This window comes from Aureimonas sp. SA4125 (assembly GCF_019973775.1).
Classification (GTDB): Bacteria; Pseudomonadota; Alphaproteobacteria; order Rhizobiales; family Rhizobiaceae; genus Plantimonas.
This window is the reverse complement of record NZ_AP025032.1, coordinates 4,186,170-4,204,855: the sequence shown is the minus strand read 5'-3', so window position 1 is coordinate 4,204,855 and position 18,686 is coordinate 4,186,170. Positions and strand designations below refer to the sequence as shown.

General features: G+C 68.5%; 14 protein-coding genes. 10 read left to right on the top strand and 4 right to left on the bottom strand.

Annotated elements, in window-relative coordinates; all coding sequences use genetic code 11:
• Positions 1 to 7 precede the first annotated feature (7 nt).
• On the bottom strand, positions 8 to 796 hold the full coding sequence (locus Sa4125_RS19915; RefSeq protein WP_224000916.1) for a zinc-binding alcohol dehydrogenase: 789 nt from the start codon (positions 794 to 796) through the stop codon (positions 8 to 10).
• A 365-nt stretch (positions 797 to 1,161) separates the two neighbouring features.
• Here Sa4125_RS19915 and ribA point away from each other — a divergent pair, with 365 nt between their 5' ends.
• The 5 genes from ribA to Sa4125_RS19890 all read left to right on the top strand — a co-directional run bounded on the left by ribA (position 1,162) and on the right by Sa4125_RS19890 (position 6,469).
• Positions 1,162 to 2,298: a GTP cyclohydrolase II RibA gene (ribA, locus tag Sa4125_RS19910; RefSeq protein WP_224000914.1), complete on the top strand. Its 1,137-nt coding sequence runs from the start codon at positions 1,162 to 1,164 to the stop codon at positions 2,296 to 2,298.
• 62 nt (positions 2,299 to 2,360) lie between these two features.
• The gene (locus Sa4125_RS19905) at positions 2,361 to 3,098 is read left to right on the top strand and encodes a CDP-alcohol phosphatidyltransferase family protein (protein ID WP_224000912.1); all 738 of its coding nucleotides are present in this window, start codon (positions 2,361 to 2,363) and stop codon (positions 3,096 to 3,098) included.
• 1 nt (position 3,099) lies between these two features.
• Positions 3,100 to 3,870 (top strand): FkbM family methyltransferase, encoded by a 771-nt coding sequence (locus tag Sa4125_RS19900; RefSeq protein WP_224000910.1) that lies wholly within the window; start codon positions 3,100 to 3,102, stop codon positions 3,868 to 3,870.
• A gap of 135 nt (positions 3,871 to 4,005) precedes the next feature.
• Positions 4,006 to 5,694 (top strand): sulfatase, encoded by a 1,689-nt coding sequence (locus tag Sa4125_RS19895; RefSeq protein ID WP_224000908.1) that lies wholly within the window; start codon positions 4,006 to 4,008, stop codon positions 5,692 to 5,694.
• 4 nt (positions 5,695 to 5,698) lie between these two features.
• Positions 5,699 to 6,469, top strand: coding sequence for a RibD family protein (locus Sa4125_RS19890; RefSeq protein WP_224000906.1), 771 nt, complete (start codon positions 5,699 to 5,701; stop codon positions 6,467 to 6,469).
• A gap of 86 nt (positions 6,470 to 6,555) precedes the next feature.
• Here Sa4125_RS19890 and Sa4125_RS19885 read toward each other — a convergent pair whose 3' ends face one another.
• The gene (locus tag Sa4125_RS19885) at positions 6,556 to 7,548 is read right to left on the bottom strand and encodes a phosphotransferase (protein WP_224000904.1); all 993 of its coding nucleotides are present in this window, start codon (positions 7,546 to 7,548) and stop codon (positions 6,556 to 6,558) included.
• A 174-nt stretch (positions 7,549 to 7,722) separates the two neighbouring features.
• On the opposite strand from Sa4125_RS19885, the gene Sa4125_RS19880 reads away from it, so the two are divergent.
• Positions 7,723 to 8,553 carry an aldo/keto reductase gene (locus Sa4125_RS19880; RefSeq protein ID WP_224000902.1) on the top strand — a complete coding sequence of 277 codons (831 nt, stop codon included), beginning with the start codon at positions 7,723 to 7,725 and terminating at the stop codon, positions 8,551 to 8,553.
• Positions 8,554 to 8,675: 122 nt separating this feature from the next.
• Here the strand turns inward: Sa4125_RS19880 and Sa4125_RS19875 are convergent, their stop codons facing one another.
• Positions 8,676 to 10,967 (bottom strand): Tex family protein, encoded by a 2,292-nt coding sequence (locus Sa4125_RS19875; protein WP_224000900.1) that lies wholly within the window; start codon positions 10,965 to 10,967, stop codon positions 8,676 to 8,678.
• Between the two features lie 178 nt (positions 10,968 to 11,145).
• Here Sa4125_RS19875 and Sa4125_RS19870 point away from each other — a divergent pair, with 178 nt between their 5' ends.
• The 4 genes from Sa4125_RS19870 (at position 11,146) to Sa4125_RS19855 (ending at position 17,243) form a co-directional block, all read left to right on the top strand.
• Positions 11,146 to 11,877 (top strand): ABC transporter ATP-binding protein, encoded by a 732-nt coding sequence (locus Sa4125_RS19870; protein WP_224000898.1) that lies wholly within the window; start codon positions 11,146 to 11,148, stop codon positions 11,875 to 11,877.
• The gene (locus tag Sa4125_RS19865; RefSeq protein ID WP_224000896.1) at positions 11,867 to 14,419 is read left to right on the top strand and encodes an FtsX-like permease family protein; all 2,553 of its coding nucleotides are present in this window, start codon (positions 11,867 to 11,869) and stop codon (positions 14,417 to 14,419) included. The genes Sa4125_RS19870 and Sa4125_RS19865 overlap by 11 nt, the downstream gene beginning before the upstream one ends.
• A gap of 259 nt (positions 14,420 to 14,678) precedes the next feature.
• Positions 14,679 to 15,830 (top strand): carotenoid 1,2-hydratase, encoded by a 1,152-nt coding sequence (locus Sa4125_RS19860; RefSeq protein ID WP_224000890.1) that lies wholly within the window; start codon positions 14,679 to 14,681, stop codon positions 15,828 to 15,830.
• Positions 15,831 to 16,055: 225 nt separating this feature from the next.
• Complete coding sequence (locus tag Sa4125_RS19855; protein WP_224000888.1) at positions 16,056 to 17,243, top strand: aminotransferase class V-fold PLP-dependent enzyme; 1,188 nt, start codon at positions 16,056 to 16,058, stop codon at positions 17,241 to 17,243.
• 88 nt (positions 17,244 to 17,331) lie between these two features.
• On the opposite strand, the gene Sa4125_RS19850 is transcribed toward Sa4125_RS19855, so the two are convergent.
• Entirely contained in the window at positions 17,332 to 18,564 is a 1,233-nt protein-coding gene (locus Sa4125_RS19850; protein WP_224000886.1) for an amidohydrolase family protein, read from the bottom strand.
• Positions 18,565 to 18,686 lie beyond the last annotated feature (122 nt).

The following is an 18,686-nucleotide window of genomic DNA, read 5'->3' as shown; positions in this document are numbered from 1 at the left end:
GGTCCTTTCAGTAGCGAATGCGATGGCAGAGGGTCGCGGGATTCCGGAGGATGTCTGCGTAGACGCCCGGCAGGTCGAGAAAGGCGGTCTCCGCGGGCAAGAGTGCATCGAGCCGGGCATCGGCGAGAAGCGAGAGCGCGAGATCGAGTCGACGCGACCGGCTCCAGCGCGCCCGCCGTGTGGCCGGAACATGCCCGACCTGGCTGCTGACGAGCGTCAGCCTCTGCGAATGGAAGGCCTGCCCGAGTGGGACGGCGACCTGCCGATCGCCGTACCAGCTCGCCTCGACGAGACGCGCCTCGAAGCCGGCAGCGGCAAGCGCCACCGCCAGCCCATCCGGTGATCCCGAGGCATGAATGACGACGTCGCAGTCTTTCGGCGCCTGTTCGGGGGAGGCGAAGGAGAGCCCGAGAGAAGAGGCCGTCGCCGCGCGGCGGGGGTCGATGTCGATCACGATGGTCTCGGTCCCGGGGATCGACGCCGCGATATGGGCGGCCAGCAATCCGACCACTCCGGCTCCAATGACCGCGACCCTGTCGCCCGGCTGGATGCCGGCGTCCCAGACGATGTTGAGGGCGGTTTCCATGTTGGCGCCCAGCACCGCCCGTTCCAGCGGCACGCCATCGGGAACCGGACGCAACGCCTCGACGGGAACGGTGAAGACGCTCTGGTGCGGATGGAGGCAGAAGACCTTCCGCCCCGTCCACTCTGCCGGTCCCGCTTCGACGACGCCGGCGACGGCATAGCCGTATTTGACGGGAAAGGGGAAATCTCCGTCCTGGAAAGGAGCGCGCATGCGCTCTCTTTCGCTCGCAGGAACCTTCCCCCCGGCGACCAGCGACTCCGTCCCTCGGCTGATCGCACCGAAGCGTGCAGAGACAACAGCTTCGCCGGAAGACTGGGGCGGCAGGACGCCATCGCGCATGACGGCGCGATGCTCGGCTTCGAGCCATAAGGCCTTGTAGTCACGGCTGTCTTGCAAAGGTTCAGTTTCTCGAATGGTGGTGCACCCAGTCTCTAACGCCTCTGCCAAATAGAGCGATGGGCCAGTTCGTCACCTCTCGCGCCCAATTGTCGCAGCAGCGCGAAGTGGCAAAGCGCAACGTCGCGCCTAATTCTCGAGATGCAGTTGGAATGATCAACGAATACTGGAACGCATCAATGCTGGACACCGCCGCGGGCATGAGCCGAGTACCCAGAGCATTCCTCGAACCGCTCGATGTCGCGCGTCGTTCCTGTGAAATCGCGGCAGCCGAACTGCGCTATGGTCGCCCCGTCGTGTTCCGCTCCGATCGCAGCTTTGCAGCGCTGGCTCTCGATGCCGCGAGTGCCGCGGGCTACGATCGCTTCGCCGACGTGACGGAAGGCACCCATTCGATCTTCCTGACGCCCCCGCGTGCGGCGGCAATCGGAATGGCGACATCGACCGGCGCCCTCGTCGGGCTTCGAGATGCCTCCTTCGAAAGAGCCTGCGCCCTCGGTTATCGGCTCGACGTGGACAGGCCGGAGACGTGGTCCGAGGCGCCACCAGAGCTTTCGCATCTGACCTTGATGTCAAGCCTTGCCCTTCTCCTCCCCGCCCTCGTCGTCGTCGAGATCGAACCGGACGACGAGGCCTTTGCCGGGATCGCACAGTTCACAAAGGGCGACGTGGCGTTCGCGAGCGAGGCCGAGAAACAGTTCGAGATCGTCGCGCGCACCTTTGTCCCGCTGCCGGACATGCCGAAAAGCGAGTTCGTGGTCTTCCGAGGCGGCCTCTCCCAGCGCGATCAGCTCGCCATCGTGGTCGGAAATCCGGATCGCCGCGGCCCTGTCCCGACCCGCATCCACTCCTCTTGCCTGACGGGCGATCTTTTCGGCTCGCTGAAATGCGACTGCGGGGATCAGTTGCGCGGCTCGCTCCGGACGATGGCTTCGCGCGGTGGCGGCGTCCTGCTCTATCTCGACCAGGAAGGGCGCGGCACCGGGATCGCCGCCAAGATGCGGGCCTATGGCTACCAGTCGCTGGGGCTCGACACGATCGATGCCGACGCCGCGCTCGGATTCGGCCCGGATGCCCGGCGCTACGAGGCCGCGATCGCCATGCTCGACCTGCTGGGCATTTTGAATGTGGAACTCCTGACGAACAATCCGTCGAAGGCGGCATTTCTGGAGAATGCCGGCATTGCGGTCACGCGCCGGACCGCGGTTCTCGGGGAAGTCACCAGGGACAACCGGAACTATCTGACGACAAAGGCGCGGCGCGCAGGGCACATGCTCGACGTCGCAGCGATCGCGTCGGCGCTCGCAACGAAATGATCGGAGCCCGCCCCTACGCTCGCGCGGTGTCCGGGCTGTTCCGAGGCCGGGGCCGGCATGACGTGCGCCCGGTATTCCGGGAAGCGCTCTGCGTTTTCGGCGCCATTGCCGTGGCACTGGCGATGACGGCCCCTGCGGCGGCAAAGCTTGCCGCCTCCGACTGGCGGTTCGTGGTCGTCGCCCTCGGCGTCTATGGCAGCATCGCGGCCATTGCGCTGGCAGGTCTCGACGACCATCCGCATCGCCGGCTCGGCGTCGCCAACATGATCACGGGTTTCCGCGCAGGGCTGACCGCCCTTGTCGCCGCGGCCTTTACCGAGTTCGAGCGTCTCGGCCCCGGCGGCGACGAGACGCTCGCCTGGGCGCTCGTCTCGGTCGTCCTCCTCGCCCTCGCGCTTGACGGCGTCGACGGATTTGCGGCCCGCCATCATGGAACCCATTCCGATTTCGGCGGGCGGTTCGACATGGAAGTCGATGCGCTGCTGATCCTCATCCTCTCGCTCCTGGCCTGTGCCAGCGGCAAGGCCGGTGTCTTCGTCGTCTTCCTCGGGGCCATGCGCTACGGCTATCTGGCGATCCACGCGATGCTCCCCCGGCTATCGAAGACGCTCCGGCCGAGCATCCTGCGCAAGGCCGTCTGCGTCATCCAGGTCTCCGTCTTGTGTGCGGTGATGACGCCGGTGGTCGAGCCGCCTTTTTCGAATGCCATCGCGCTGGCGGCCCTCGCGCTTCTCACGGCCTCCTTCGCGCGCGACCTGTTCGATCAGGTTCGGCAGGGTGATGGCCGAAAGACCGGCTAGGATGGCCGCTCGCTTCGCGTCCGCGATCGGGCTGATCCGATCGCTGCTGGTCTATCACGGGCAGCCCTGGCAGGTCATGGCCATGCGCCGCTTCATGCGCGCGCTCGTCAAGCCGGGCGCCCTGGCCTTCGATATCGGCGCCCATGCCGGCAACCGGTCGCTGGCCCTGGCGAAGGCCGGCGCGCGCGTCGTCGCCGTGGAACCGCAACCGGCTTTCCGGAAGATCCTGCAGCGAATCGCATCCGGCCGCGCCATCGACGTGCGGGGCGAGGCCGTCGGGCGCGCGGACGGCAGCGCCCGGCTGAAGATCTCCCGCCGCCATCCGACGCTGTCCAGCATCATCCCCGATTGGCCGGGAAGGATCGGCGCGACAAGGGGCTTTGAAAGCGTCGAGTGGGACGAGGAGATCGAGGTGCCGATGGTCACCCTCGATGCCCTGATCCGGAGACATGGCCGGCCGGATTTCGTGAAGATCGACGTCGAGGGAAGCGAGGCCGATGTGCTGGAGGGGCTTTCGCAAGCCCTGCCGCTCATCTCCTTCGAATATCTGCCCGCCGCCATGGATATCGCCGAGCGCTGTCTGGACCGCCTGTCGCAGCTTGGTCCCTACGAATTCAATCTGGTCGTCGGCGAGCGCCAGCGCTTTCATGCAGAGGGCTGGATGCCGGCCGGCGATTTTCGGCATTTCCTGCGCTGCGTGAGCCTGTCGGGCGCTTCCGGCGACGTCTATGCGCGCCTCATCCCTTCGGACCGCAGCGAGGCGAAGCGGTGAAGCAGAATGCCGTGTCGGAGCGGCCTTTTCATCCAGCGATGTCGAGAGGACCGAGGTTCGGCACTGCGCGCGGCAAAGCGGCCCAGTGCTGGCCGTCGGCATCGAGGCGAGACGCGGTCAGGGCGCCGGCCCGCCATGAATGACGCGTCAAGCGGCCCACTGCTCGGCGCGCGGGAGCCGACATCCACCTGGCCGGGCACGCTCCGGTTCGTTTTCGGCTGCGTCCTTCTCGCCGCGGTTCTGGTTCTGCCGTCCCGCCCGGCGGATCTTTCGCTTGACGCGCTCGGTGCCGTGCCGGTGGAACTGCCTGCGGCGATCGGCCTCCTGCTTCTCTGCCGCGGTCGGCTGTTCCGCCTGGTCCTTTGCGTGACCTCTCTCCTTGCCGTGCTGCTTCTCGTCCTGAAGCTTGCCGATCTCGGCACCGGCACCGCGCTCGGTCGTCCCTTCAACCCGCTCTTCGATCTCGTCATCCTCCGGGACGGCTGGAATCTCCTGAGCGGCACCATCGGCACGCCGAAGGCCGCAGCCGCGGTGGCCGCCGCGCTTCTCGCCGGGACCGCTGTAACCGCGCTTCTGGCCTGGTGCCTTGCCGGCGCACGGCGGATCCGCAGGCCGCAGCGCCGGCTCGCGGGTGGGCTTGCGGCCGCCCTGCTCGGGGTCGCCGGCCTCTTTGCCCTCTGGCCGAGCGAGCGTTCGTCGGGCAGCCCGGTCATCGACGCCGGCGCCGTCCGCTATGTCGCCGACCGGGTGGCGCTCATGCGCCGTTCGGCCAGCGACCTTGCCCGCTTCGAAGCCGAACTTCGGCAGGACCCGCTGGACGATCTTGCGCAGGCAAAGCTCTTTCAGGCGCTGGCCGGCCGAAACGTCTATGTGCTTTTCGTCGAATCCTACGGACGCACGGTTCTGTCGAACCCGGCCTACCGGGAGCGCATCGTTGCGCGGCTCGAGGCGGTGGAAAGCCTGATCGGCGAGACGGGATATACGGCAAGATCGGGCTGGATGACCTCTCCGACGGTCGGCGGGCAGAGCTGGCTCGCCCACGGCGCGCTCCTCTCCGGCCTCCCCACCACCGACCAGACCCGCTACGCCAGAATGATCGCGAGCCCCCGGAAAAGCCTCAACAGGCTGTTTCGCGAGGCAGGCTGGCGCACCATCGCGGTCATGCCGGCGATCACGATGGACTGGCCGGAGGGTGACTATTTCGGCTATGACGATGTCTACGCGTCGAAGGGGCTGGGGTATCGGGGCCTTCCCTTCAACTGGGTGACGATGCCGGACCAGTACACGCTGACGGCCGCCCATCGCATCGTGGTTCAATCCCCAGAACCGGTCATGGTCGAAGCCGCTCTGATCTCGAGTCATGCGCCCTGGACGCCCATTCCCACGCTGGTTCCCTGGGCAGACGTCGGCGACGGCAGTGTCTTCAACAGGCAGGCGCGATCGGGCGATACGCCGGCCGTCGTCTGGGCGGAGCCGGACCGCGTGCGGGCGCAGTACCTCCTGTCGGTCGACTATGCGCTGGCGACGATCGGCGAGTTCGTCGCACAGTTCGGCGAGGACGCCGTCTTCGTTGTCCTCGGCGATCACCAGCCGGCCCGTATCGTGACCGGTGACGCGGCGACGCGCGACGTCCCGTTTCACGTGATCGCCAACGATCCTGCCCTTCTTCGGCGGCTCGACGGGATGGATCTGACCGATGGCATGCTGCCGCGGGACGGCGGCCCGGTCATGCCGATGTGGTCGTTCCGGGAAGGTTTCGTCCGGGCCATGAGCGATGCTGCGCAGCCACCGCTGAAAGAAGACGACGGGCGAGGGGACCCATGATCGCATGCAACGGCTGATCGTCAGCGACCATACCTGGCAGTCGCTGCTGCGCCTGAAGGGATCGGCAGGCGATGTCGCGGGCCAGGACCGCGACGATCCGGCGTGGCAGGTCTACTCTGCCATCGCGCGCCCGTCCCCGGCATCCTTCGTCGTCGCCCAGGTCGGCCAGTCGCTCGATGGCCGCGTCGCGACGATCAGTGGTGATGCCTGCGATGTGTCCGGCCCGGACGGCATTCTTCATCTCCACAGGCTGCGCGCTCTGGTCGATGCCGTCATCGTGGGCGTCGGAACGGTGGTCGCCGACGACCCGCGTCTCACCGTGCGCGAAGTGGAGGGACCCTGTCCCGTCCGGGTGATCATCGATCCCAGGGGACGCCTGCCGGGGGAGGCCAGCCTTCTGAACGACGGCGGCCCGCAGGCGCTCGTCATTCGGGATCGATCGGCGTGTCGGGAGACGGGAGGCCATATCATCCATCTCGAGGCCAGGGACGGGCGGTTGTCGCCGAGCGACATTCTGGGCGCTCTGGCCGCCCGCGGTCTTCACACCGTCCTCGTCGAAGGCGGCGCCGACACGATCGGCGCCTTCCTGAGCAGCGGTCAGGTCGATCGACTGCATGTCGCCGTCTCGCCGATCGTCATCGGCTCCGGACCGGCCGGGCTCGTCCTGCCGACCATCACCCGCCTCGACGAGGCGCTTCGCGCGCCCTGCAGGATCTATGACCTCGGCAGCGATATCCTCTTCGACCTCGAATGCCGGAAAAGCGGGACGGGCTGAGATCTGTCGCCCTCGCTCGAGGATGGGGTCGGGCTGCATCGTCGGCGGACCGGAATCCTGGGGCACCCTGATGCAGCGCCGGCGGCTCAGCCGGCATCCGTACGCGTCTCGCGCGACAAAAAAGCATTTGCGAGCGCGACCGTGCCGGCGGTGTAGGCGGGGCCGAGGCTTCGGGCGGTGGGTGTCTCGGCATGGGAGGCGATCCAAGCCGTGAGCTGCATACGGCGCAGCATCACCAGCATCGGCAGCGCGCGCTCCTCGTCCTTGGAGAAGGGCGCGACACTGCGATAGCCGCCGAGCCACGCCGCCGTCAGCGCCGGAACGATCGGCTCGTGCTCGATGAAGCTGATCGCCGCGGCAAGATCATAGGCGAACCAGGAGAAGCCGCAGTCGTCGAAGTCGATGACGCCGAGGCGGTCGCCGTCGACGAGGAGATTGGCGGACCGCATGTCGCCATGGATGAGGCCGAAACGATCGGCGCCTTCTCCGAAGGCTGCGGTATCGGCCTTGAGCCGGGCATGGGTGCTTTCCAGCACGGCGCGACCCTCGGCATCGAGCCCGAGCGCGTCGCGCCAGTCGCCCCAATAGGCGTCTGGCCCGATGATGGTATCGAAATTCCAGCGCTTGCGCACGAAGCCGGCCGGCCGGCACCAGGCGCGGGCGTGCGCGTGCAGGCGGGCGCTGATCGCGCCGAGATGGCCGTACCAGCGCAGAAGGTCGCCGCTGGGTTCGGTGCCCGTCATGTGCGCGAAGGCGACCACCCGCCGGCGTTCCCCCGCGGCGTCGAAGCTGGCGAGGAGCGAACCCTCGCGTGTCGGCAGAGGTCGCGGCGTCGCGACGACGTCGCCGGCGCGCAGGGCCTCGATCCAGGAAAGCTCCGAGGTGATCTCCGCTTCGCCGTGATAGTGCGGCCGATGCACCCGGAGCACGATGCGGCGCTCGCCCTCTTCGGCCAGAAACAGCGCGTTCTCCGAAATGCCGAGTCGCGACAGGGTCGCCGCCGGCCCCATGTCCCAGGCCGCGAGGGTCCCGCGCAGGCCGCTTTCCAGCTGCTGCAGAAACGGTTCGTCGTAGATCATGCGTGGAGGTTCCGATTCGGGGCTCGGGCGAAACAACCCCGTTGCTGCGGCGATGGCAACCGATTGCCCCATCCCCTAACTCCGCGCTCCCGCCGATGACATCCCGGCGGAGCGGACTACCTCTGGCGGAAGGCGGCCTGCGAGCGGCTCGCAAATTGCACGACAGGAGCTGGAATGAAACAGGTCATGCTTGCGAACGGCGAGGCGGTGCCGGCTCTCGGTCAGGGCACGTGGATGATGGGCGAGGACCGGGCGCGCCGGAAAGGGGAGATCGAGGCGCTGCGTCACGGCTTCGAGCTCGGCATGACGCTTGTCGACACGGCCGAGATGTATGGCGACGGCGCCTCGGAGGAGCTTGTCGGCGAGGCCATGGAAGGCCGGCGCGACGGAATCTTCCTCGTCAGCAAGGCCTATCCGCAGAACGCGTCGCGCCAGCGTCTGCCGCTTGCCTGCGAACGGAGCCTCGCGCGGCTCGGGACGGACCGGATCGACCTCTACCTCCTGCACTGGCGCGGCGGCGTGCCGCTGGCGGAGACGGTCGAGGCCATGGAGACGCTGCGCAGCCAGGGCAAGATCCGCCATTGGGGCGTCAGCAATCTTGACCTCGCCGACATGCAGGAACTCATGGAGGCCGGCGGCGAGAGCTGCGCCACTGACCAGATCCTCTACAATCTCACGCGCAGGGGACCTGAATTCGACCTTCTGCCCTGGCTGCAGGAACGGCGGATGCCGGCGATGGCCTACAGCCCGGTGGAGCAGGGCAGGCTGCTCGGGCATGCGGCCCTGGCGGCTCTTTCGGCCGAGCGCGGGGCGACCCCGGCACAGATCGCGCTCGCCTTCGTGCTGCGGCGGGAGGGCATGATCGCCATTCCGAAGGCCGGGACGCTCGCCCATGTCGTGGAGAATTCTGGCGCGCTCGGCCTCGACCTCAGCCCGGAGGATCTTGCCCGCATCGATCGCAGCTTTCCCTCGCCGACGCGCCGCGCGCCCCTCGACATGCTGTAGCGTCCGGCGCGTCTCACCGCCCTCAGAAGTATGTCCTCGACCGTGTCGTGTGCTGTCATCGCAGGGAGGACGTCGAATTTTGATAAGCCGGCTTCTGAAATGGCTAGCTCCGCGGACTCTCTTCAGCGGCGCTTCAACGCATCGGCCAGCGCCGAGCCGAAGGCGCCCTGCGACGGGGGTTCCGCGCGCGGTGGCGGCGGCTTGCTCTGCCGGTTTTCGCGTGGCGGCGGTGCGTCGGCCGTGTCTGTCGCGGTCTTCATCGACAGGCTGATGCGCTTGCGCTTGACGTCGACCTCCAGCACCCGGACCCGGACGATCTGCCCGGTCTTCACCACCTCCGACGCGTCCTTCACGAAACGGTCGGAGAGTTGCGAGACGTGGACGAGCCCGTCCTGGTGCACGCCGATGTCGACGAAGGCGCCGAAGGCGGCGACATTCGTCACCGTGCCCTCCAGCGACATGCCGGGCTTCAGGTCCGACATCTCGTTCACCCCCTCCGCGAAGGTCGCCGTGCGGAAGGCGGGGCGGGGGTCGCGGCCGGGCTTTTCAAGCTCGGCGAGAATGTCGCGCACCGTCGGCAGGCCAAAACCTTCGCTGACGAATTTTGCCGGGTCGAGGCTGCGCAGGGTCGCCGCGTCGCCCATCAAGGTGCGCAAATCCTTGCCGGCGGCCGACACGATGCGCTTGGCGAGGGGATAGGCTTCCGGATGCACGGCCGAGGCGTCGAGCGGCTCGGCGCCGTCCCGGATGCGCAGGAAGCCGGCGCACTGTTCGAAGGCCTTGGGCCCGAGACGCGGCACGGTCAGGAGCTTGCGCCGTGTCTTGAACGGGCCCTCCTTGTCGCGCTGCGCGACGATCGCCTCGGCCAGGCCCGGTCCGATGCCCGAGACATGCGACAGCAGCGCCGACGAGGCCGTGTTGACGTCGACGCCGACGGCGTTCACCGCGTCCTCGACCACGGTCTCCAGTGCCCGCGACAGGGCTCCCTGGTCGACGTCGTGCTGATACTGGCCGACACCGATCGCCTTCGGGTCGACCTTGACGATCTCCGCCAGCGGATCCTGCAGCCGCCGCGCGATCGAGGCGGCGCCCCGGATCGAGACGTCGACGTCGGGCATTTCGCGCGAGGCGATCTCGGAGGCCGAATAGACCGAGGCGCCGGCCTCGCTGACCACCACGGCGGTCGGCTTCCTGCCGGGCAGATCGGCGATCACCGCGGCGGCGAGCTTTTCCGTCTCGCGGCTCGCCGTGCCGTTGCCGATGGCGACGAGCTCGACGCGGTGTTTGGCGATCAGCGCGGCGAGCGCGGCCGAGGCGCCGCGCAGATCGTTGCGCGGCTGGAAGGGATAGACGGTGGCGCTGTCGACGAGCTGCCCGGTGGCGTCGATCACGGCGACCTTCACCCCGGTGCGGATGCCGGGATCGAGCCCCATCGTCACCTTCGCGCCGGCCGGTGCGGCCAGCATCAGATCCTTCAGATTGCGCGCGAAGACGCGGATCGCCTCGGCATCGGCGCTCTCCTTGATCGTGCCCATCAATTCGGTCGACAAATGCCCGTGAATCTTCTGCCGCCAGGCCCAGCGCGCGACGCCCATGAGCCAGGCGTCGGCAGCGCCGCCGCTGGAAGTGGCAATGTTGAACTGCCGTGCGATCATCGCCTCGACCGGCTTCACCGGCGACGCGTCGTCGGCGTCGACCTCGATGTCGAGGCTGATCACGCCCTCCTTGGCGGCGCGCAGCATGGCGAGAACGCGGTGGCTCGGCGCCGTCGCCCATTTCTCCTCATGGTCGAAATAGTCGGAGAATTTCGCCCCGGCCTCCTCCTTGCCGGAAACGACGCGGGCCCGCAGCCGGGCCTTGTCGACGAGGTGCCGTCGGATCGCGCCGACGAGCGCCGGCGTCTCGGCCATGGTCTCGGCGACGATGTCGCGGGCGCCTTCTAGCGCCGCCTTCACGTCGGCGACGTCCTTGCCGACGAACGTTGCAGCAAGGGCGAGGGGATCGGTGCGGCGGTCGGAGAGGATCGTCTCCGCCAGCGGCCCGAGGCCGCGTTCGCGGGCGGCGTCCGCCCGGCTGCGACGTTTCGGCCGGAAGGGGAGGTAGAGGTCCTCCAGCACCGGTCGCGTCGCAGCGGCCCCGATCGCCGACGCGAGGGCGGGCGTGAGTTTGCCCTGGTCGGCAATGGATTTCAGCACGGTGGCGCGCCGCGCCTCGAGATCGCGGAGATAGCCGAGGCGGGTTTCCAGCGCCCGCAGCTGGATGTCGTCGAGGCCGCCGGTCGCTTCCTTGCGGTAGCGCGCGACGAAGGGGACGGTGGCGCCGCCGTCGAGGAGCGCCACCGCCGCCGCGACCTGTTCGGCCCGCGCGCCGATCTCGCCGGCGATGATGGTCTCGATGCTCGGGCGGTCGGCCATGTCTGTCTCCTCTGGTCGAAGCGCGTGGTTTAGCCCCGCCATCCGCCGGCGGCAAGAAAGCCGGCAGCGTTCCGCGCCTGCGGCATTCGCGCCACTGCCGGTCCTGATGGTTGCCTCGGGTCGCCGCAGACGCATATCAGCGTCCGACAGCCTGATACTCCTCGGGAGCGCGGACGCGATGCCACCCACCCCCTCTCGGGCCGAAACCGCAGGACTTGTCGGCACCCGCGCGGCTACAAGGACGCTGGCCGTCGCTTCCCTCGCCAAATCCGTTCCGGGCGGACGGCTGCTGTTTTCCGGGCTCGACCTCGATGTCGGGGCTGGAGAGGTCGTCGCCATCGTCGGCGAATCCGGCGTCGGCAAATCGACGCTCCTCAACATCCTCGCCGGTCTCGACGACAGCGATTCCGGCAGCGTCGCCATCGAGGGCACCGTCCTTGGCGATCTCGACGAAGTCAGGCGCACGCGGCTGCGGCGCGAGCGTATCGGCTTCGTTTTCCAGGCCTTTCACATCCTGCCCTATCTGACGCTCGGCCAGAACGTCGCTCTGCCGCTGGCGCTGGTCTCGACCAACGCCGCCGAGATTTCTGCCCGCGCCGAGGCGATGCTCGCGGCCGTCGGCCTCGGCGACAGGGGCGCGGACTATGCGCGCGATCTCTCCGGCGGCGAATTGCAGCGCGTCGCCATCGCGCGTGCGCTTGTCCACCGGCCGGCGCTGATCCTCGCCGACGAGCCGACCGGCAACCTCGACCCGTCGACCGCCGCAACCGTGCTCGCGCTCTTTGCCGGTGCCGCCCGACAAGGCGGCTCGGCCGCCGTGATCGTCACCCATTCCCGCGCCACCGCGGCCATCGCCGATCGCATCCTCACTCTCACCGCCGACGGACTCCGGGACCTCGATGGCGGCTGAGCCCGGTCTTTTCGCCGCGCGGCTGGCGCTGCGCTGGCTGATCCTCGGCGAAGCGCGCGCCCATCCCGCACGCTTTCTGGGGACGGTGATCGCCATCGCGGTCGGCGTCGCGCTCGGCTTTGCCGTGCATCTCGTCAACGGCTCGGCGCTTGCCTCCTTCGATGGCGCCATGCGCAGCGTCAACGGCGCGGCCGACCTCTCGGTGCGCGCGGCAAGCCCGCTCGGCTTCGACGAGAACCTCTACCCCCAGGTGATCGGCGTCGCGGGCGTTGCGGATGCCAGCCCCGTCGTCAGCCTCGAGGCGCGGGCAGGGGGCGCGGGCTTCACGCTTCTCGGCCTCGACATCATCCGCGCCGCGACGGTGACGCCGAGCCTCGTCGGCCAGCGCACGAACGGCGCGGACACCGGCGGTCTGTTCGACGCGACGGCGCTGTTTCTCTCGCGCGCCGCGCTCGATGCGACGGGCGCCGGGATCGGGACGGTTCTGCCGGTCCGCGCCAATGGCCGCACGGCGACGCTGCGGGTCGCCGGCGTTCTTGCCGGCGTGCCGGACGGCCAGGCGATCGGCGTGATGGACATCGCGGCCGCGCAATGGCGTTTCGACCGGCTTGGCCGCCTCGACCGGCTCGACCTGAAACTGCGTGACGCGCCCGCGGCCCGGACGGCGATCGCCGCCTTGCTGCCGGCGGATGCGAGCCTTGCCAGCACGGAGACGGAGGCCGCGCAGGGCAGCGCCCTGTCCCGGGCCTACCGCGTCAATCTCGACATGCTGGCGCTGGTGGCGCTGATCACCGGCGGCTTCCTCGTCTTTTCGGCGCAGTCGCTGTCGGTGGCGCGGCGGCTGCGGGCGTTTGCCCTGGTGCGCACGCTGGGACTTCCCCGGCGCGGCATCGTCGCGGTGGTCGCGCTCGAAGGTTTCGTGATCGGCATCTTGGGCGCTCTGGCCGGGCTCGTCGCCGGCTATGCCCTCGCCAGCCTTGCGCTGCGTTATCTCGGCGGCGATCTCGGCGCCGGTTATTTCCGGGGCGCCGCTGCGGGCGTCGTCTTCCAGCCGCTGGCCGCCGTCGTCTTCGGGGCGCTCGGCGTTGGCGCCGCGCTCCTCGGCAGCGTGCTGCCGGCGCTGGCAGCGTCGAAGGCGGCCCCCGCGGCGGCCCTGAAGAACAGCGGCGACATGTTGGATCCGCGCAGGCCCGTGCCGTGGAAGCCGGCGCTGGTGCTGATGGCGGCGGGCGGGCTCGCCAGTTTTGCGCCGCCCCTCGGCAATCTGCCGATTCTCGGCTTTGCCGGCATGGCGCTGATTCTGGCCGGCGGCGTCGCGGGTGTCCCCTGGCTCGCGCGAAAGCTCCTGGCGCCGCTCGCGCGCCGAGAGGGACGCGGTGTCGCGCTGCCGCTCGCGGTGCGCCATGTCCACGGGGCGCCGGGCGCGGCGGCAACGGCGCTCTGCGGCATCGTCGCCAGCACCGCGCTGATGATCGCCATGGCGACCATGGTCACGAGCTTTCGCGGCGCCGTCGACCAGTGGCTCGTCGACGTGCTCTCGGCCGACGTCTATCTCCGCGCCGAGAGCGGCGCCGGCTTCGACCCCGAAATGCAGGCGCGCCTCGCGGCCGTCCCGGGTGTTGCGGCCATCGCCTTCAGCCGGCAGATCCCGTTGACGCTCCGGCCCGACCGACCCCCGGTGACACTGATCGCGCGGCCCGTCGATCCCGAGGCGATGGTGCTGATCGCAGAAGCCGAGACGCCTGCGGCCGCCGCGACGCCGCAGGACGAGACGGCGGCGCCGAGCGGGGCACCCATTCCCGTCTACGTATCCGAGCCCGCCGCGCGCCTCTACGACTGGCAGCCCGGCGACGTGATCGCGCTGCCGCTCGGCGAGGGCGAAGAGTTCCGGGTGACCGGCGTGTGGCGAGACTATGCGCGGCAGCAGGGCGCCATCGTCATCGGCAGCGCCGACTACCAGCGCCTCACCGGCGACACCGCGCGCGGCGAGGCGGCGGTGACGCTGTCCCCGGGCGCCGACGCCGATGCGACCGGCGCGGCACTGCTCGAAGCCTTGCCGGAGGAGGTGCGGTCCACCGTCTCGATCGCCCGGCCGGCGACGCTCCGGCGGTTCGCCCTCGACCTTTTCGACAAGAGCTTTGCCGTGACCTACGTGCTGGAGGCGGTGGCGATCCTCGTCGGCCTTGCCGGCGTTGCCGCGACCATGTCGTCGCAGACCATCGCTCGGGTGCGCGAGTTCGGCATGCTGCGCCATCTCGGTGTCGGCAAGGGGCAGATCATGGCGATGCTCGGGCTGGAGGGTGCGCTTCTCGGCGCCGTCGGCGGGCTGGCCGGCACGGGCCTCGGCCTCGTTCTGTCGCAGGTGCTGATCCATGTGATCAACCCGCAGAGCTTCAACTGGACGATGACGACGATCCTGCCGCTCGGCACCATCCTCGCCGTCGTCTCCGCTCTGGTGCTTGCCGCCGCCGGCACCGCGCTCGTCGCCGGACGCCGTGCGAACGCGACGAGTGCCGTGCTGGCGGTGCGGGAGGATTGGTGATGGGCATTTATGGATTGGTAGCGAGCCTTGCCTCGACCATTGTCGATGGAGGCCAAGGCTGATGAGACCGCGGGCTGCACCCCCCTCTGGCCTGCCGGCCATCTCCCCCTTAAGGGGGGAGATCAAGCGCAACCGCGGCCCTTCCTGTTCTGCACCGGTTCCAGAATTCACGCGTCTCCCACCCCGGTCGATCTCCCCCCTTGAGGGGGAGATGCCCGGCAGGGCAGAGGAGGGTAGCCCAAGCCGCAACCGAACCAGGTTGGCTGCGCCTGCCGTCCGCTTCGCCCGAGCAATCCGCCTTATCGCCACCCTCCTGGCCGTCCTCCTCGGCCTGTCCGCAGCGACGGCCGCCGAACGCCCCTATCCGGCCGCCGAGCCGGGCGTCCCACTTGTCTTCCCCGAGGACCACGGCGCCCATCCCGATTTCCGCACGGAATGGTGGTACGTCACCGGCTGGCTGAAGACGCCGGATGGACAGGACCTCGGCTTCCAGGTCACCTTCTTCCGCAGCCGGCCCTCGGACGGCAGCCCGCCTGCCGGCAGGACCTTGCCGCCGGACGAGTCCGACAATCCGAGCGCCTTCGCGCCGACACAGATCCTCTTTGCCCATGCCGCCCTGTCCGACCCCGCCGTCGGCCATCTCCTCCACGGCGAGCGCGCCGCCCGCGAGGGATTTGGAATCGCCGCGGCGAAGACCGGCGACGCCGACGTCGTCCTGCGCGACTGGAATTTTCGCCGTGACGCCGCCGGGCGCTTCACCACGGTCGTCGCGACGCCCGAATTCGCCTTCGAGCTCGCTTTCACTCCCACGCAGGACGTCTTTCCGCAGGGCGAGGACGGCTACAGCCGCAAGGGCGAAAATCCGGCCGATGCCAGCCGCTACTATTCCCTCCCGCATCTCGCCGTCACCGGCACGCTGACCCGAAACGGCCAGAGCGGTGGCGGCCAGGCCGTCGCGGTCACCGGCGAGGCCTGGCTCGACCGCGAATGGTCGTCGAACATTCTGTCGGAAGGCGCCGTCGGCTGGGACTGGACCGGCCTCAATCTCGACGACGGCAGCGCGCTGATGGCGTTCCGAATCCGCGGAGAGAACGACGCGACGCTCTGGGCCGGCGGCTCCTTCCGCCGCCCCGACGGCAGCATCTTTCGGTTCGACCCTGACGACGTGACGCTCGCCCCGGTCCGCCGCTGGACCTCGCCGCGCACCGACGCCGCCTATCCCGTCGAGCAGACCCTCACCATTCGGCTTCCCGAGGGCACGCGCCGCTTCCTCCTCACGCCGCTCTTCGACGACCAGGAACTCGACGGCCGCTCGGGCGGCATGCCGGTGTACTGGGAGGGCGCGGTGACCGTGCCGGGAGGGCGAGGCTATCTGGAGCTGACGGGCTATGCGGGGAGGCTCAGGATGTGAGGCAGAAAAGTGTAGCGCCAAGATTAATTTTTCTTATGGACGCTGCTTGAAGAATTAACTTTTCAGAAAGGTCCGGCGGGAGCACCCTCACGAACGGGAGGATTTAGCGACAAGGGCACCGGGACGGAGCGTTCGTACAGAGTGCGGGCTCTTTCGTGGCGTCGCGATCACTTCAAGACACGAAAATGGCGCAGATCCAGTCGCCGTGACATCTTGAGGATAACGATGAACCACCATCCAGGTCTCTTCATTCCGGGCCCGACCAACGTCCCGGACACCGTCCGGCGTGCCATGAGCGTTCCGCAGGAGGATATGCGCTCGCACGATTTTCCAAAACTCACTCTGCCGCTCTTCGCCGATCTGAAGAAGGTCTTCCAGACGCAGAAGGGCCAGCCCTTCATCTATCCGTCGACGGGGACGGGCGGCTGGGAAGCTGTGCTGACGAACACCCTCAACCCGGGCGACAAGGTGCTGATCTCGACCTTCGGCCAGTTCTCCGTGCTCTGGGCCGACATGTGCCAGCGCCTCGGCTTCACGGTGCAGATCGTCGACGTCGAATGGGGCAAGGGCGTTCCCGTGGAGACGTTCGCCGACATCCTCGCCGCCGACAGGGCGCATGAGATCAAGGCCGTGCTCGGCACGCATAACGAGACGGCGACGGGCGTCACCTCGGACGTCGCCGGCATGCGCAAGGCGCTCGACGCCTCGGACCATCCGGCACTCCTCTTCATCGACGGCGTCTCCTCGATCGCCTCGATCGATTTTCGCATGGACGAATGGGGCGTCGACGGCATCGTCGCGGGGAGCCAGAAGGGCTTCATGCTGCCGACCGGCCTCGCCCTCATCTGCGTCAGCGAGAAGGCTCTGGAAGCGCACAAGTCCTCGCGGTTTCCGCGCTGCTTCTTCTCCTTCGAGGACATGCAGCGCACCAACAAGGACGGCTATTTCCCCTATACGCCGGCGACCCCGCTGCTACGCGGCCTGCGCGCGTCGCTGGATCTCCTTTTCGAGGAGGGCCTGGAAAACGTCTTCGCGCGGCATCACCACATCGCTTCCGGCGTGCGGGCGGCGGTATCGGCCTGGGGGCTCGACCTCATGGCCCGCGAGCCGAAATGGCATTCCGATACCGTGTCGGCGGTCTGCGTGCCGGCCGATGTCGACGCGGTCAAGGTGCTGCGCCGGGCCTATGATCGCTATGGCGTCTCGTTCGGTTCGGGCCTGACGCGTCTCAGCGGCAAGGTTTTTCGGATCGGCCACATCGGCGCGACGAACGAGATGATGCTGCTCGGCGCCCTGTCGGTGGCCGAGATGGCCCTCGTCGACTGCGGCGCGAAGATCGCGCTCGGCTCGGGCGTCGCCGCGGCGCAATCTCGCTATTGCACGGACCAGACCGTCCTTGCGAAGGCCGCATAGCGTCCAGACCTCCGCCGCGGCCCAGACCGGGGCGGAGGCCCGTCTTTGACCGGTGAAACGAGACCGGTTGCGACGAGGCAGCGATGTCTTACCCCGGCCGATGGATCTCCGCCCGCGCCCGGGTCATCACCGGCCGCCCGCGCTTGAAAGACGCCAGCACCGGCGCGACCTCCGCCACGACGCCCTCGGGCGTCGCGCCGTCGATAACGACGAGGTCCGCCGACTTGCCGACGGAAAGTCCGTAGTCGCCAAGGTTCATCAGCTTTGCCGCCCGCGTGGTGACCATCGCAAAACACGCCGCAAGGTCTGCCGCGCTGGCGATGTGGCAGATGTTGGCGTTGAGGTTGGCCATGCGCACGAGCGAGGCGTCACCATAGGGGGTGAAGGGGTTGAGGACGTTGTTGGTGGAGAGCGAGCAATTGACGCCATGCGCGAGGAGGTCGTGCGCCCGCGTGACGCCGCGCGAATGGGCGTGCGTCCTGTCGCGGCCCATCAGGAAGAGGTCGGTCGCGGGGAGGACGGTGAGGGCGACGCCGGCGTCCGCGAGGCGTCTTGCGGCACCGGCAAACCGCTCGGGGTCGGCATAGCTCAGCTTGGTGACGTGGCCGATGGCGACGCGGCCGCCACGGCCGAATTTTTCGGTCTGCGCGCAGACGTAATCGAGATCGAGACTCTCCGTCCCGTCGAGTCGGCCGAAATCCAGATGCATGTCGATGTCGGCGTCGAAATCGCGGGCGATGGCAAAGACGCGGTCGATCTGGCCGTGCGGGTCGCTGTCGGTGTAGGGCGCGGCGCCGACGACCCTTGCCCCGCGCTTCATGGCGGCGATCATCAGCTCTTCGGTACCGGGATTGTTCGTCATTCCCTCCTGCGGGAAGACGCAGATCTCGATGCCGAGGGCGAAGGCATAATCCCGGGCGAGCTGCTCGATGGCGTCGAGGGAGACAAGGCCGATGCCGGGGTCTACCTCGACATGGGTGCGCATATCCGTCGTGCCGTGGAGGATCGCCTTTTCCACCGTGCGGCGGGCACGGGCGTAGACGTCCTCGGCGGTGAAGCCGCGCTTGGCTTTCGCCACCTCCTCGATCGCCTCGGTGATATCGCCGCGCACCGAGCGGCAGCGCTCCATGATGCAGGACTTGTCGAGATGGATGTGCGTCTCGACGAAGCCCGATGAGACGAGGCAGCCCGAGACGTCGAGGCTCTGGCCGTCTGCGGCCAGGCTGTCCTCGATGGCGGCGATGCGCCCGCCGGCGATGCCGATGTCGACCGGCCGGCCGGGGCGATCGGCGAGAAAAGCGTTTCTGAGGATCAAGTCCATGCGCGGCTCCCGGCGGCGCCGGGCGGCACGGCCGGTATCCATTGCAGCATGTTGCGTTGCAGCACTCAAGGGTGGAGCGCATCGTCGCGCCTGGCCGCTCCAGGGCAGGGTCTCAATCGTTG